This is a genomic window from Streptomyces sp. NPDC052052 (genome assembly GCF_040680455.1).
Classification (GTDB): Bacteria; Actinomycetota; Actinomycetes; order Streptomycetales; family Streptomycetaceae; genus Streptomyces.
In genome coordinates, this window is the sequence record NZ_JBFAWU010000013.1 from 157,707 (window position 1) to 173,306 (window position 15,600).

The 15,600-nt window shown below is 69.8% G+C and carries 13 protein-coding genes; 12 read left to right on the plus strand and 1 reads right to left on the minus strand.

Annotation, left to right across the window (positions count from 1 at the left end):
• The first annotated feature begins 1 nt into the window (after position 1).
• From AB0L71_RS17920 to AB0L71_RS17930, 3 genes are all read left to right on the plus strand, one after another.
• Complete coding sequence (locus tag AB0L71_RS17920) at positions 2–1,246, plus strand: acylneuraminate cytidylyltransferase (RefSeq protein ID WP_365243582.1); 1,245 nt, start codon at positions 2–4, stop codon at positions 1,244–1,246.
• A gap of 94 nt (positions 1,247–1,340) precedes the next feature.
• Positions 1,341–2,330: an N-acetylneuraminate synthase family protein gene (locus AB0L71_RS17925; RefSeq protein ID WP_365243584.1), complete on the plus strand. Its 990-nt coding sequence runs from the start codon at positions 1,341–1,343 to the stop codon at positions 2,328–2,330.
• Positions 2,331–2,341: 11 nt separating this feature from the next.
• On the plus strand, positions 2,342–3,397 hold the full coding sequence (locus tag AB0L71_RS17930) for a hypothetical protein (RefSeq protein WP_365243586.1): 1,056 nt from the start codon (positions 2,342–2,344) through the stop codon (positions 3,395–3,397).
• A gap of 57 nt (positions 3,398–3,454) precedes the next feature.
• On the opposite strand, the gene AB0L71_RS17935 is transcribed toward AB0L71_RS17930, so the two are convergent.
• A complete protein-coding gene (locus AB0L71_RS17935) occupies positions 3,455–3,916 on the minus strand; it encodes a hypothetical protein (protein WP_365243588.1) in 462 nt (153 codons plus the stop codon).
• Between the two features lie 333 nt (positions 3,917–4,249).
• Here AB0L71_RS17935 and AB0L71_RS17940 point away from each other — a divergent pair, with 333 nt between their 5' ends.
• The 9 genes from AB0L71_RS17940 (at position 4,250) to AB0L71_RS17980 (ending at position 15,504) form a co-directional block, all read left to right on the plus strand.
• Positions 4,250–5,194 carry a GNAT family N-acetyltransferase gene (locus AB0L71_RS17940; RefSeq protein WP_365243590.1) on the plus strand — a complete coding sequence of 315 codons (945 nt, stop codon included), beginning with the start codon at positions 4,250–4,252 and terminating at the stop codon, positions 5,192–5,194.
• 745 nt (positions 5,195–5,939) lie between these two features.
• Positions 5,940–6,521: a Uma2 family endonuclease gene (locus tag AB0L71_RS17945; RefSeq protein WP_365243592.1), complete on the plus strand. Its 582-nt coding sequence runs from the start codon at positions 5,940–5,942 to the stop codon at positions 6,519–6,521.
• A 434-nt stretch (positions 6,522–6,955) separates the two neighbouring features.
• Positions 6,956–8,185: an amidohydrolase gene (locus AB0L71_RS17950; RefSeq protein WP_365243682.1), complete on the plus strand. Its 1,230-nt coding sequence runs from the start codon at positions 6,956–6,958 to the stop codon at positions 8,183–8,185.
• Between the two features lie 138 nt (positions 8,186–8,323).
• Positions 8,324–9,364: a BMP family ABC transporter substrate-binding protein gene (locus tag AB0L71_RS17955; protein ID WP_365243594.1), complete on the plus strand. Its 1,041-nt coding sequence runs from the start codon at positions 8,324–8,326 to the stop codon at positions 9,362–9,364.
• 287 nt (positions 9,365–9,651) lie between these two features.
• On the plus strand, positions 9,652–11,319 hold the full coding sequence (locus AB0L71_RS17960; RefSeq protein WP_365243596.1) for an ABC transporter ATP-binding protein: 1,668 nt from the start codon (positions 9,652–9,654) through the stop codon (positions 11,317–11,319).
• Complete coding sequence (locus AB0L71_RS17965; protein WP_365243598.1) at positions 11,316–12,431, plus strand: ABC transporter permease; 1,116 nt, start codon at positions 11,316–11,318, stop codon at positions 12,429–12,431. The genes AB0L71_RS17960 and AB0L71_RS17965 overlap by 4 nt, the downstream gene beginning before the upstream one ends.
• The gene (locus AB0L71_RS17970; RefSeq protein ID WP_365243600.1) at positions 12,428–13,717 is read left to right on the plus strand and encodes an ABC transporter permease; all 1,290 of its coding nucleotides are present in this window, start codon (positions 12,428–12,430) and stop codon (positions 13,715–13,717) included. Before AB0L71_RS17965 ends, AB0L71_RS17970 begins: the two co-directional genes overlap by 4 nt.
• Positions 13,714–14,112, plus strand: a complete 399-nt coding sequence (locus AB0L71_RS17975; protein ID WP_365243602.1) for a cytidine deaminase — start codon at positions 13,714–13,716, stop codon at positions 14,110–14,112. The genes AB0L71_RS17970 and AB0L71_RS17975 overlap by 4 nt, the downstream gene beginning before the upstream one ends.
• A 114-nt stretch (positions 14,113–14,226) precedes the next feature.
• On the plus strand, positions 14,227–15,504 hold the full coding sequence (locus tag AB0L71_RS17980; protein ID WP_365243604.1) for a thymidine phosphorylase: 1,278 nt from the start codon (positions 14,227–14,229) through the stop codon (positions 15,502–15,504).
• The last annotated feature ends 96 nt before the right edge of the window (positions 15,505–15,600 follow it).

The window sequence follows — 15,600 nt, forward strand, 5'->3', positions numbered from 1 at the left end:
GATGACGCCGCCCACCGTGCTCGCCGTGATACCCGCCCGCGGAGGATCCAAGGGCGTACCGGCCAAGAACCTCGCCCAGGTCGGCGGCGTACCGCTGGTCGCCCGCGCGGTACGCGCCTGCCTGGCCGCCCGTGCGGTCACGGACGTGGTCGTGACGACCGACGACGCCGCCATCGCGGACGCCGCCCGCGCCGCCGGCGACGCACTGGGCGCCCCGGACCGGGTGCACATCGTCCAGCGCCCCCGGGCCATCGCCGGCGACCGGGCCAGCAGCGAGGACGCGGTGCTGCACGCCCTGGACGCGTACGAGGCGCTGCGCGGCCGGAGGGCCGACGTGGTGCTGCTGGTCCAGTGCACCAGCCCCTTCGTCGTCCGCGAGGACATCGACGGGGTCGCCGCGGCGGTCGCCCACGACGGCGCCGACACCGCGGTCACCGTCGCGCCCTTCCATGGTTTCCTCTGGCGCGACGGCGGCGCGCCGGAGGAGGACAACCACGGGGTCAACCACGACAAGTCCGTCCGGCAGATGCGCCAGGACCGTCCCGAGGACCTGCTGGAGACCGGCACCGCGTACGCCATGGACGCGGCAGGTTTCCGCACCCACCGCCACCGCTTCTTCGGCCACACCGCCCTGGTGCGCACCGACCCCGCACGCGTCCTGGAGATCGACGACCCGCACGACCTGGCCCGCGCCCGCGCCCTCGCACCCCTCCTGGACCCCGCACCGCTGCCCACCCGGGACGACATCGACGCCGTCGTCCTCGACTTCGACGGCACCCAGACCGACGACCGGGTCATGATCGACGCCGACGGCCGCGAGACCGTCGCCGTGCACCGCGGGGACGGCCTGGGCATCGCGGCCCTGCGCAAGGCCGGACTGCCGCTGCTGATCCTCTCCACGGAACAGAACCCGGTCGTCGCGGCCCGCGCCCGCAAACTCCGTATCCCGGTCCTGCACGGCATCGACCGCAAGGACCTGGCACTGAAGCAGTGGTGCGACGAACAATCCATCGCTCCCGAACGTGTCCTCTACGTCGGCAACGACGTCAACGACCTGCCGTGCTTCGCACTCGCCGGCTGGCCCGTCGCCGTCGCGAGCGCCCACGACTCGGTACGTTCCGCGGCGCGCGCCGTCACGACCACCCCCGGCGGTTTCGGCGCCATCCGCGAGATCGCCGCCTGGCTGCTCGGTCCCACCCTCAGCCCCACCCTCACCCCCACTCCTCCCGCTCCACCCTCCGCATGACCACCGGGTTCCCCCGAACCCCGTCACCTCCCACGAACACCCCACGATTCCCGTCAAGCTCCTCGCAGTCCCCCGAACTAAGGAAACACCTCCCATGAGCACCTCCCGTCTGCGCACCCTCGGCACCCGCACCGCAGGTCCCGGCCGGCCCGTCTACATCACCGGCGAGATCGGCATCAACCACAACGGCGACCTCGACAACGCCCTCGCGCTGATCGACGTGGCGGCCGAAGCCGGCTGCGACGCCGTCAAGTTCCAGAAGCGCACCCCGGAGATCTGCACCCCCCGCGACCAGTGGGACATCGAACGCGACACCCCCTGGGGCCGCATGACGTACATCGACTACCGCCACCGCGTCGAGTTCGGCGAGGACGAGTACCGGGCCATCTCCGCGCACTGCGCCAAGCGCGGCATCGACTGGTTCGCCTCCCCGTGGGACACCGAGGCCGTCGCCTTCCTGGAGAAGTTCGACGTCCCCGCGCACAAGGTGGCCTCGGCCTCCCTCACCGACGACGAACTCCTGCGCGCCCTGAGGGCGACCGGCCGCACGGTCATCCTCTCCACCGGCATGTCGACCCCGCGCCAGATCCGCCACGCGGTCGAGGTCCTCGGATCGGACAACATCCTGCTCTGCCACGCCACTTCGACGTACCCGGCCAGGGCCGAGGAGCTGAACCTCCGGGTCATACACACACTCCAGCAGGAGTACCCCAACGTCCCGATCGGCTACAGCGGCCACGAGACCGGCCTCCAGACCACGCTGGCCGCCGTCGCTCTCGGCGCCGCATTCGTCGAACGTCACATCACGCTCGACCGCGCCCTGTGGGGCTCCGATCAGGCCGCCTCCGTCGAACCGCAGGGCCTGGCCCGCCTCGTCCGCGACATCCGCACCATCGAGGCCTCGCTCGGCGACGGCATCAAGAAGGTGTACGAGTCCGAGCTCGGCCCGATGAAGAAGCTCCGCCGCGTCGCGGGCGTCGTCGCCGAGAGCGCCGAGACGGTCGCCGGAACCGAACGGCTCGCCGCCGCCGAGCCGGTTCTGGCCGTCGAGGCCGTCCCGGCCGCCGAACCGGTCGCGGTCTGACGGGCCGACCGGTGGACCTCGCCTTCGTCGAGAGCCCGGTCCAGCTCCTGAACGTCCTGGAGTGGGCCCACGCAGAGGGAAGCGACGACCACGTCCTCACCGACATCACGGTCGTCGTCCTCCCCCCGGTCGACCCGATGTCGCGCGGCCAGCTGCGCCGGATGGCGCAGCTGGCCCGCGACGAGGGCGTCCACGTCCGCTGGCAGGAAGCGCGCGGCGGCGCCGGCGCACCCCTGAAGACCCTGCGCTCACTGACCGGACTGCTGCGCAGCGCGGAACGGATCGTCATCGGCGACCCCTTCTCCCGCTACGTCCAGCTCCTCCTCACCCTGACCCGAGCCCGCCACCTCACCGTGGTCGACGACGGCACCGCCACCATGGAGTTCGCCGCCCAACTCGCCTGCGGCGAAAGCCTGGTGCGCTGGCACCGCAAGGGCGGATCGGGCCCGCGCGAACGGGTCCTGGCCCCGGTGACGGCCCGCGCCCGCAGCCGCTTCACCCCGTCCGCCACCCGCACGGTGGAGGTCTTCACCGCCCTGCCGGTCGAGGCCCCGCCCGGCGTCACCGTCACCCCCCACACCTACGCCTGGACCCGCGCCCGCTTCGGCCCACCGCTGCTCACCAGGGGCGCGGACCTGGTCGGCACCTCGCTGGTGGAGACCGGTGTGGTCGACCAGTACGCGTACCTGGAGGCCGTCGGGTCCCTGGCCCGCACCCACCACGCCACCCGCTACTTCGCCCACCGCCGCGAATCCACCGACAAACTCCACGCCCTGGAAGCCGCCACCGGCCTGGAGATCGTCCGCCCCGACCTCCCCCTGGAACTCATCGCCCGCCGCGGCCCCATCGGCCGCACGATCCTGAGCTTCCCCTCCACGGTCGTCCACACCCTGCCCCTCGTCCTGGCCGGCACCGAGGTGACCGTCGCGGTCTGCGACATCGCCCCGGAATGGCTCCGCTCCACGGCCTCCCCGCGCGCCCAGGGCTTCCTGTCGGGAGTGACGGAAACGGCCCGGGGCGCCCGGCGGTTGGCGCCGTGGCGGGCTGCGGCGGTGACGGAGGGGTGAGGGACGGACGCGCGTCCTTCCCTCACCCCTCCGTACGGGGCGGACACTTTGAGTGGATCAGCAGCCGACCCATGACATGTCGGGGCGCCAGGTCTTGCTCTCCGAGGCCGTGCCCTTCTTCCAGCTGAACGTCGCCACCACGCGGTAGCTGTCATGCGGGTACTTGCAGGCGTTGACGGTGCTGGTCGCGGCCGAGTCGATGGTGCTGTGCCAACCGTCGTAGTCCTTCGCCGTGCGCATCGTCACCCGCTTGCCCGCCGGGTAGCGTTCGAGCTTCACGTTGGTGACCTTGACCTGGTAGTTGCCGCCGCCCGCGACATCGGTGATCTTGGCCTTTGCCCGAAAGGTCTTGTTCGTATTGTCCCAGGAGACGGTGGCGCAGCGCCTGACCTCCTTGCCGTAGCACTGCCAGCTGTCGGCTGCGGAGGCCGACGAGGGGGTGATGACGATCGATGTCGCGAGCGCGGCTGCGATCAGCCCGCCAGTGGCACCCATCCGGCCAACACGCGTGAGTCTCATGAAAGTTCCTTCTCATCTCCCGGCAACGACGGGCTCAAGCTATCCAGCGAGTGGATGAAAACGTCATGACGTATCAGCTGATTGCACTGCCGTGACAATGTCGTTGTCCCGTCCCGGGAATGGCTCGCACTGTCACAGTGGGGGCTCCGCCTGGCGGCCCGAGGGTCGGTGCGAGGAGGCGAGAGAGAATGAGCGCCCCTCGCGTAGCGCGCGAGGGACGGCACCGGTCGGTATTCGGTGCTTCGCTGTACCGACCCTTGAGGAAGACTGTCGCGACGGTGCCTGCGTCGTCGCCAGGCAGCGACAGATTCGATGTCCCGGGAGCACCTACCCATGCCAGACCTCGTGCCGGCACTGCCTTCCCCCTACCGGGCACGCCCCGCGACAGCCGACGACCTCGGCACCATCCATTGCCTCGTCTCGGCTTGCGAGCGCGAGCTCTACGGCCGAGCGCGGACGGACCCTGGCGCCGTCGCTGCCGTACTGGCCCGACCCGGGCTGCTTCCAGAGCTCGACACACTGCTGATCCACGACGAGGCCGGGCAACTGGCCGCTCGTGCTTGGGTGAACCGGCGCTCGGAGGTGGACGTCCACCCCCGGCATCGGGGCCGGGGACTCGGCGCCATGCTCCTGGACTGGGCCGAAAACCGGGCCCGCCGGGCAGGGAGCGAACAGATCGTCCAGACCGTGCCGGACGAGGACCTGGGCGCAGTCGCCCTGCTGCGTTCCCGCGGATATGGGCCGATGGTGAGCGAATGGCTGCTGGAGTTCGCCATGCCTAAGGAGCCGACGATGCCCGAACCGCCTTCAGGTGTGACGGTCCGGCCCTTCCGTCCGGGCGACGAGCACGAGGCGCACCAGCTCATCGAGGACGCCTTCGACGAATGGCAACAGCGGCGCATGCCCTACCAGGAGTGGGCCCAGCACACCGTCGAACGCTCCACGTTCGCCCCCGCGGCATCTGCCCTGGCATTCACCGACGGCCAACTGGTGGGCGCTGCACTTTCGTTGGACCTGCCGGAGACCGGGGAGGGTTACATCGAGCAGGTTGCGGTGCGCCGCGACCACCGCAACCAAGGCATCGCCCAGTTGCTCCTGCGTCACGCGTTCCGCGCTTTCTATCGCCAGGGCCGGCGGACGTGCACCCTCGGCACGCACTCCGACACCGGGGCACTCGGCTTGTATCTGCGCGTGGGTATGAAGGTCCGAAACAGTTCTACGGTCTACCGGAAGAGTCTGCGGACGGACTGCTCCTGCCCAAGCCATCACCGGGTTTGAGTGGTAGCGAAGAGCCTCGCTGGCGGAACGACAGAACCCCCGCCACTCCTGTCGAAGCGGATGCGTACCATCCCGTACCACATGGAAACCGGAGAAGTGGTGGAAGAATTTGCGGCGATCGCCCTTCGTTGGCTGAAGTATGCCGGTAAAGCCGCGTGGGTCTTCCTTGACGTCTCGAACACGATCGACGGGACTCGCACTCTGTGGAAAACCATAAAGCCGTCGAAGTCGGAGTCTTCCGGTAATTCTTAGCCGGTATCCACTGCGTAAATCCTGAACACGGGTGTCGGGGGGATTCTTCGGATTGCGGGCAACGACGATTGCTGGGTGGCCGTCCGGTGCGTGGCCTCCAAGGTCTTCCCGGTCGCGGGCAGGCAGGGCGGTCGCGTGGGGCGGGTGACCAGGCGCTGTCCGCGCCCTGCCCACCGATCGGTGAAGCCGTCGATCCAACCCGCGGCACGTTTGTTCGGTGGTTCATTCGCGCCGACGAAGGCCAATGCCTCACGTGAGAGCGCCCGTATGCTGGCCATGGAGCCGACCCCTTGCCCCTGGTGGAGGCCTTGATGAGCACGTCCGCACCCGAGGCCGCGCCTGTCGGTCGAGGCGCTGCTGGCAGCCAAGAACACCCAGCCGATCCGTTCCCTGAACGACCTCGCTGCCGACACGTTCGAGTCGGACGAGGAGCTGGAGGAGTTCCTCGCCTTCACGTACGCCGAGCGCCACCGCCACGTCTGAGGTCACCGGAATGCAGCCCGTCACCTCCGGCGCATCGCCCGGCGGCCACGTCGGGCCCTGGACCGTGGCCGACGTCCTGGCCCTGCCCGAGGACCGCACCACCCGCTACGAACTGCTGGGGGAGTCCCTCGTACTGTCCCCCGTCCCCGGTATCCGTCACCAGAGGGCCTCCTTCCGGCTCGCCATGACCCTGCACGCGGCAGCCCAGGCTGCCGAAACGCCGGTCGAGGTACTGGAAGCCATCAACGTCGTCCTGCCCTCCGGCCTGGTAGTCCCCGATCTCGTGGTGACGGATTCCGGTGCGACGGCCGAGGACGACATCAGCGTCGACGCCGAGAACGTACAGCTCGTGGTCGAACTCGTCTCTCCCCGCAACCGCGTGGTGGGTTGCACGTTCAAGCCGATGCTCTACGCCGAGGCTGCCATCCCGCACTTCTGGCGGCTCGAGTTCGACCCCGCCCCCATGCTTGTCGTCCATGAACTGCAGGCCGGCTGCTACGTGGAGCGGACGACGGCGCTCTCGGGCACGACCACCCACCTGGACGTCCCGTTCCCCCTCGATATCGACCCGGCGAACCTCCCTCGTCAGTAGGCGCCGCGCTTGTCGGCAAGCGGAGGCCAACCGGAGTCACCACCGACGGACCCTGAGCCGTGGGCCGGGGGTGCGGGCCTGGACCTGCTGGCGGTCGGGGCCCTGTGCATCGGGGTGGCCCTGGCAGCGGTGCGGGCGAGGGTGCCAGGGCGGGAAGCCGTGGTGCAGGGTTCCGAGCACCAGGAGCCTTCCGCCGCGGGCCTGCCGGACACAGGCCCGCCGGACACATGGCGGACGGAGCCCTCCGTCACCGGGCGGTAGGCGAGAAGAGGCCCCACCCCAAGGCCCGTGGGGAAAATGGGTGAGTTTACCCGCCCTGCCCTCACGCCACACGCTTCAACGCAGTCATATGTTCGTCTGTGTGGCTGAACTTTTCTTGTTTCATGGTCAGTTGAAGGGGGAAGGGCCTTACCCTTCACCAGGTGAACCAGTTGATGTCCGCCGAGTCCGAAGCCGAGCCGACCCCCCACACCACCCCGCTCCCCGGCACGTTGCCCGAGGCCCTGCGGGTCGAGCTGATCGCCTTCCGGCGCGATCTGCACATGCACCCCGAGCTCGGCAACCAGGAGTTCCGGACCACCGAGGCCATCAAGACCCGGCTGGAGAAGGCCGGTCTCCGGCCCCAGGTGCTCTCCACCGGCACCGGACTCATCTGCGACGTGGGCACCCGGGACGGCGACACCCGGCCCATGCTCGCCCTGCGCGCGGACATCGACGCCCTGCCCATCCCGGACACCAAGGCCGGCGTCCCGTACCGCTCCACCGTCCCCGACCGGGCGCACGCCTGCGGACACGACATCCACACCGCCTCGGTCCTCGGCGCCGGGCTCGTGCTCGCCGAGCTGGACCGGCAGGGGCTGCTGCCCAACCCCGTGCGGCTGATCTTCCAGCCCGCCGAGGAGGTGCTGCCCGGCGGCGCTCCGGACACCATCGAGTCCGGAGCGCTGGAGGGCGTCGGGCGGATCATCGGGGTGCACTGCGACCCGAAGGTCGACGTGGGGCGGATCGGGCTGCGGGTCGGGGCGATCACGTCGGCCTGCGACCGGCTGGAGGTCACGCTCGACGGGGCCGGCGGCCACACCGCCCGGCCGCACCTGACCACCGACCTGGTCACCGCCGCGGCCAAGGTGGCCACCGAGGTGCCCGCGCTGCTGGCCCGCCGGGTCGACGCCCGGTCCGGGCTCGCCGTCACCTGGGGCCGGTTGCAGGCCGGGCACGCCTGCAATGTGATCCCGCAGCACGCCGAGCTGTCCGGCACCGTGCGCTGCCTGGACCTGGCGGCCTGGCGCGAGGCTCCGGACCTGGTGCACGCGGCGATCGACGAGGTGGCCGGAATGTACCGGGCCAAGACGGTCATCAACTACGTCCGCGGGGTCCCGCCCGTCGTGAACGACGCCGCGGTGATCGATCTGCTCGCCGGGGCGATGTCCGCCCGCCGCGGATCGTATGCAATCGAGGACACCGAGCAGAGTCTCGGCGGCGAGGACTTCTCCTGGTACCTGGAGGATGTCCCCGGAGCCATGGCCCGGCTCGGGGTCCGTACGCCCGGTGACACGGCCCGGCTCGATCTGCATCGGGGTGATTTCGACGCCGACGAGGAGGCCATCACCGTGGCCGTGGAGCTCTTCACTGCCTGCGCGTTGCTCGACGGCAACCGGCCGTAATCGGACAGTACGCCCTCCGTTCGCGACGATCCGATAACAGCTTCCGTACAGGTCTTTATCTGACATCTACGCGCGTTACGATCGCGGCGAAACCAGCGCCGGAAGAGGCGCTTCGGTCAGTTTCGAAGGGGCCTTCTCTTGCGCCGGGTATCCAAGATCACCGCTGCGTGTGCTGTTACTGCGGCTCTCGCGCTCACCGCCACCGCCTGTGGTGAGTCGTCCACCGAGAGCGGCAGCTCCGACGAGGGCAAGATGAAGATCGGCATGGCCTACGACGTGGGCGGCCGTGGCGACAACTCGTTCAACGACTCCGCCGCGCGCGGCCTCGACAAGGCCAAGGCCGAGTTCGGTGCCGAGACGAAGGAGCTCACCGCCAAGAACGGTGAGACCCCGGCCGACCGTGAGCAGCGCCTCGAATCGCTCGCCGAGGGCGGCTACAACCCGGTCGTGGCCGTCGGGTTCGCGTACAAGGACGCGGTCGACAAGATCGCGGCCAAGTACCCGAAGGTCAGCTTCGGTCTGGTCGACTCCGTCGCCGAGGCGAAGAACGTCGCCAGCATCGTCTTCACCGAGGAGCAGGGCTCCTACCTCGCCGGTGTCGCCGCCGCGCTGAAGTCGAAGGACGGCCAGGTCGGCTTCATCGGCGGTGTGGACCTTCCGCTGATCAAGAAGTTCGCCGCCGGCTTCAAGCAGGGTGTCCTCGACACCAAGCCGAAGGCCAACGTGCAGATCCAGTACCTGTCCACCGGCTCCGACCTCTCGGGCTTCGGCAGCCCGGACAAGGGCTCGGCCGCCGCCAAGGGCATGCTCGACAAGGGCGCGGACGTCATCTTCGCCGCCGCGGGTGGCTCGGGTGCCGGTTCGATCGAGGCCGTCGCGGGCAAGAAGGGCGCCTGGTCCATCGGCGTCGACTCCGACCAGGCCCTCGACGCGTCGCTGGCGAAGTACAAGGACACGATCATGACCTCGGTCGTCAAGAACGTCGACACCGGCGTCTACGACCTGGTCCAGTCGGTCAAGGACGGCAAGCCGCTGGCCGGTACGCAGACCTACTCCCTGGCCAAGGGCGGCGTCAGCCTGACCACCACGGGTGACCACCTCTCGGACATCCAGACCCAGCTCGACGAGGCGAAGAAGAAGATCGTCGACGGCACCATCACGGTCAAGACCACGCTCTGATCGTTTGGTCGGTCGGGGCCCGGGTGAGCCGCTTCGGCTTCACACGGGCCCCGATGTGCGTACGGCGCCCCCTGTGTTGTGCGTAGCCGTCCGCACACGGTCCGCCACCGCCCGATCCGGTGGTTGACGATTCAGGGACACTACGCGCGTAGCGACCGCCGGGCGCGGTACCTTTTCTCGCCCCCACCGGCTCGTCCCCCACTTCGTCCCCGCCCCGTCCCTCCGTCTCCGCCCTCCGCTCCTGCCAAGGAGAGTGCGCCATCAACGCGTCCAGCAGTCCTCATGCCGTGGAGCTCCGCGGCATCACCAAGCGGTTCCCCGGAGTCGTGGCCAACCACGACATCGACATCACGGTGCGCCGCGGCACCGTCCACGCTCTCGTCGGCGAGAACGGCGCGGGCAAGTCCACTCTGATGAAGATCCTGTACGGCATGCAGAAGCCGGACGAGGGCACCATCGCGGTGGACGGCGAGCAGGTCTCGTTCCACAACCCCGGCGACGCCATCGGCCGCGGCATCGGCATGGTGCACCAGCACTTCATGCTCGCCGACTACCTCACGGTCCTGGAGAACGTCGTCCTCGGCTCCGAGAAGCTGTACGGGATCGGCGACCGGGCCCGCGCCAAGATCAACGAGATATCGGACGCCTACGGCCTCGGGGTCCGCCCGGACGCCATGGTCGAGGACCTCGGGGTCGCCGACCGGCAGCGCGTGGAGATCCTCAAGGTTCTCTACCGCGGCGCACGCACCCTGATCCTCGACGAGCCCACGGCGGTCCTCGTCCCGCAGGAGGTCGACGCGCTCTTCGACAACCTGCGCGAGCTCAAGGCCGAGGGACTGACCGTCATCTTCATCTCGCACAAGCTGGGCGAGGTGCTGTCGGTCGCCGACGAGATCACCGTCATCCGGCGCGGTACGACGGTGGGCACCGCCGACCCGAAGAGCACCACGACCAAGCAGCTCGCCGAGCTGATGGTCGGCAGCGAACTCCCGTCGCCGGAGACCCGCGAGTCGACCGTCACCGACGTCCCGATGCTCACCGTCGACGGCTTGCGGCTCACCGCCACGGACCCGGACGGCGTGGTGCGCGCGGTGCTCGACGGCATCGACTTCACCATCCACAAGGGCGAGGTCCTCGGTATCGCGGGCGTCGAGGGCAACGGCCAGTCCGAACTGGTCGACGCGATCATGGGCATGCGTGGCCTCGACGCCGGTGTGCTCACCCTGGACGGCGTCGACATCTCCCGCATACCCACCCGCAAGCGCCGCGAGGACGGCATGGCCGTCATCCCCGAGGACCGCCATCGGCACGGACTGCTGCTGGAGGCCCCGCTCTGGGAGAACCGCATCCTCGGCCATGTCACCGAACGCCCCAACAGCAAGGGTCCGTTCCTCGACCCCAGGAGTGCCCGCGCCGACACCGAGCGGATCGTGCGCGAGTACGACGTCCGCACGCCCGGTATCGACGTCACCGCGGCCTCCCTCTCCGGCGGCAACCAGCAGAAGCTGATCGTCGGCCGCGAGATGAGCCACGATCCCAAGCTCCTGATAGCCGCGCACCCCACTCGGGGCGTGGACGTCGGCGCCCAGGCGCAGATCTGGGACCAGATCCGCGAGGCACGCCGCGAAGGCCTGGCCGTGCTGCTGATCTCCGCCGACCTGGACGAGCTGATCGGCCTCTCCGACACCCTGCGCGTCATGTACCGCGGCCGACTGGTCGCGGACGCCGACCCCGCGACCATCACCCCCGAGGAGCTCGGCTCGGCGATGACCGGCGCGGCCACCGGCCACCTCGAAGCACCGGACGAGGCGGAGCCGGACGCGGCCGCAGAGCCGGACGGGACCGCAGTGCCGGACGGGACCGCGGCACCGGAAGGCGCGACGGCGCCCGCCGGCTCGGCTACCGGAAGCGACAGCACCGAAACCGACCCCCGGGACGGGGGAGAGGACCGATGAAGAAGATCGACAAGGAGCGGTTGCTCCTGGGGATAGCGGCCCCCGTACTCGCGATCGTGGTCGCCTTCCTGGTGACCGCACTCGTGCTGGCCGCCACCGGCAAGCAGCCGTTCAGCGCCTTCGGCATCATGTTCGACTACGGGATGAAGTCGGACAGCCAGGTCTACATCCTGAACAAGGCGACGACGTACTACCTCGCGGGTCTCGCGGTGGCCGTCGGCTTCCGGATGAACCTCTTCAACATCGGCGTCGACGGCCAGTACCGCCTCGCCGCCTTCTTCGCAGCCGCGGTCGGCGGCGCGCTGACCCTGCCCGGCGCCCTGCAGATCCCGCTGATCATCCTCACCGCGATGATCGTCGGCGCGATGTGGGCCGGTATCGCCGGTGTCCTCAAGGTCACCCGGGGCGTCAGCGAGGTCGTCGCGACGATCATGCTGAACGCCATCGCGACGGCGATCATCGGCTACCTGCTCCAGCAGGGCCGCCTCGGCCACCTCGACACGGCCGGCACGAAGATCTCCACCAAGCCGATCCCGGAGTCCTCGCACTTCTTCGAGTTCCCGACCACCCCGTCGCCCGTCTGGGGCTTCATCGTGATCGCGGTCATCGCGGGCGTCGCCTACTGGTTCACGCTCTCGCGCACCCGGTTCGGCTTCGACCTGCGCACCGTCGGACAGTCCGGCTCCGCGGCCGAGGCCAGCGGCGTCGACGTCAAGAAGATGGTCGTCACCTCGATGCTGATCTCCGGAGCCGTGGCCGGCCTGGTCGGCATGCCGACCCTCCTCAACGACAGCTACGAGTACAGCGGCGACTTCCCGGTCGGTATTGGTTTCACCGGCATCGCCATCGCCCTCCTCGGCCGCAACCACCCCATCGGCATCGCGCTCGGCGCCCTGCTCTGGGGCTTCCTGGAGCGCGGCACCGGCAAGCTCGAGTTCGAGGGGTACGACAAGGAGATCGTCGGCGTGATCCAGGGCGTCATCGTCCTGTGCGTCGTCATCGCCTACGAAGTCGTCCGCCGCTACGGCCTCAAGCGCCAGCAGAGCAAGGTCGGCGCGGAACTCGCCGCACAGGCCGCCCGTAACTCCGAAAAGCAGGAGGTGTCGGCGTGACCGTCACGGCGACTTCCACCCCGCCCGCCGCGGCACCCAAGGTCTCCGGCGGCAAGGGCGGCCGCACCCGCCTCTCCTTCCCCGTCATCCTCCTGATCGTCGCGGGCGCACTGCTCGCCCTGTCCGCCGTGCGCGCCATCACCGGCGCCCAGGACGTCACGTCCGCCGGACAGATCAGTGCGGCGCTCGCCATGGCGGTGCCGATCGGGCTCGCCGGTCTCGGCGGCCTCTGGGCCGAGCGGTCCGGCGTGGTCAACATCGGCCTCGAAGGCATGATGATCCTGGGCACGTTCTTCGGCGCCTGGGCCGGCTGGCAGACCAGCCCCTGGCTCGGCGTGCTGGCCGGCGTCATCGGCGGCATGCTCGGCGGGCTGCTGCACGCCGTCGCGACCGTCACCTTCGGCGTCGACCACATCATCTCCGGTATCGCCATCAACATCCTGGCGCTCGGCTTCACCACCTACCTGGCCAAGCTCTGGTTCAACGAGGGCGAGGCGGCGGCCAAGGGCGGCAGCCCGAAGCAGTCCCCGCCGTCCGACGACATCACCTCGGTGACCGTCCCGGGCCTCTCCGACTGGCTGCACTCCATCGAGAAGCACCACTGGTTCTTCGTCTCCGACCTCGCCGGTGTCCTCGGCGGCCTGGTCACCCATGTGTCGCTGCTGACGATCGTGGCCGTGGTCCTCTTCGCCCTCACGTTCTTCGTGCTGTGGAAGACCTCGTTCGGGCTGCGGCTGCGTTCCTGCGGCGAGAACCCGGTCGCCGCCGAGTCGCTCGGCGTGAACGTCTACCGCTACAAGTACATCGCGGTGATCGTCTCCGGCGGCCTGGCCGGCCTCGGCGGCGCCTTCCTCTCGCTCGTCACCTCGCACATCTACAACGAGGGCCAGACCGGCGGGCGCGGATACATCGGTCTCGCCGCGATGATCTTCGGCAACTGGCGCCCCGGCGGCCTCGCCATGGGCGCCGGCCTGTTCGGCTTCGCCGACGCGCTCCAGCTCCGCAACGGCGGCGAGTCCGTCCACGCGCTGCTCCTGCTGCTGGTGGTCGTGCTGGCCGTGCTCGCAGCCTGGAAGCTCTACCGCAAGAGCTTCGTCCAGGGCGGGGTCAGCGCGGTCGTCGCCGCCGCGGTACTCATCTGGTACCTCGCCACGGACACCGTGCCCACCGAATTCGTGAGCGCCACGCCGTACATTGTCACTCTGCTCGTCCTCTCGCTCTCCGCCCAGCGACTGCGGATGCCGAAGGCGGACGGCATGCGCTACCGGAAGGGGCAGGGCAAGTGACAGCCGACGCGGAGTTCGACTGGGCGGCACTGCGGAACGCCGCACGGTCCGCGATGGCGCACGCGTACGTCCCCTACTCGCACTACCCGGTCGGCGCCGCGGCACGGGTCGACGACGGACGCACGGTCTCCGGCTGCAACGTCGAGAACGCCTCGTACGGTGTCGGCCTGTGCGCCGAGTGCGGCCTGGTCTCCCAGCTCCACGCCACCGGCGGCGGGCGCCTGACCCACTTCACCTGCGTGGACGGGTCGGGCGAGGTCCTGGTGCCGTGCGGCAGGTGCCGGCAGCTGCTGTACGAGTTCGGCGGGCCGGAGCTGATCCTGGAGACGCCCGACGGGCTGCGCACGCTCGACGCGATGTTGCCGCAGGCCTTCGGACCGGACCATCTGAAGTAGAACCCCGGTGGCCCTCCCTCGCACGGGGGAGGGCCACCCCCCTCTCCACCCTCTATGCGCGTAGAGTCTGACTCTCTCGCGTACGCACGTACCGGCCGGAAGGAATCCCAGGACATGGACGCCATCTCCGTCATCCGCACCAAGCGGGACCGAGGCGAGCTGACCCCCGAGCAGATCGACTGGGTCGTCGACGCGTACACCCGCGGTGAGGTCGCCGACGAGCAGATGTCCGCGCTGGCCATGGCGATCCTGCTGAACGGCATGAACCGCGCCGAGATCGCCCGCTGGACCGCCGCGATGATCGCCTCCGGCGAGCGCATGGACTTCGCGTCGCTCTCCCGGCCCACCACCGACAAGCACTCCACCGGAGGCGTCGGCGACAAGATCACCCTGCCGCTCGCCCCGCTGGTCGCCGCCTGCGGCGCGGCGGTGCCGCAGCTCAGCGGGCGCGGTCTCGGCCACACCGGCGGCACGCTCGACAAGCTGGAGTCCATCCCCGGCTGGCGCGCGCACCTCTCCAACGAGGAGATGCTCCACGTCCTGGACACCACCGGCGCGGTCATCTGTGCCGCCGGCGACGGTCTCGCCCCCGCCGACAAGAAGCTGTACGCGCTCCGCGACGTCACCGGCACGGTCGAGGCCATCCCGCTGATCGCCAGCTCGATCATGTCCAAGAAGATCGCCGAGGGCACCGGCGCGCTCGTCCTGGACGTCAAGGTCGGCTCGGGCGCCTTCATGAAGACCATCGAGGACGCCCGCGAACTGGCCTCCACCATGGTCGCCCTGGGCACCGACAGTGGCGTGCGCACGGTCGCGCTGCTCACCGACATGGCCACCCCGCTCGGCCTGACCGCGGGCAACGCCCTGGAGGTGCGCGAGTCGGTCGAGGTGCTGGCCGGCGGCGGACCCAAGGACGTCGTCGAGCTCACCCTGGCCCTCGCCCGCGAGATGCTCGACGCGGCCGGACTCAAGGACGCCGACCCCGAGAAGGCCCTCGCCGACGGCTCCGCCATGGACGTGTGGCGCCGGATGATCTCCGCCCAGGGCGGCGACCCGGACGCCCCGCTCCCGGTCGCCCGCGAGCAGCACGTGGTCACGGCCCCGGCCAGCGGCGTACTGACCCGCCTGGACGCGTACGACATCGGCGTCGCCGCCTGGCGCCTCGGCGCGGGCCGGGCCCGCAAGGAGGACCCGGTGCAGGCGGGCGCGGGCGTCGAACTGCACGCCAAGCCGGGCGACCAGGTCACGGCCGGACAGCCGCTGCTGACGCTGCACACCGACACCCCGGAGAAGTTCGACTACGCGCTGAAGGCCCTGCCCTCCGCGTACGACATCGCCCCGGCCGACACGGACTTCACGGCCACCCCGGTGGTGCGAGAGCGTATCGCCTGACCTGCGGCTTACTCGTCCGGGTGAACGGGATCGGTGGACTGCCGCCGGTCCCGTTCGGCATGCTGGACGGAGGCGGCCCTTCAGGTGACGTACCGA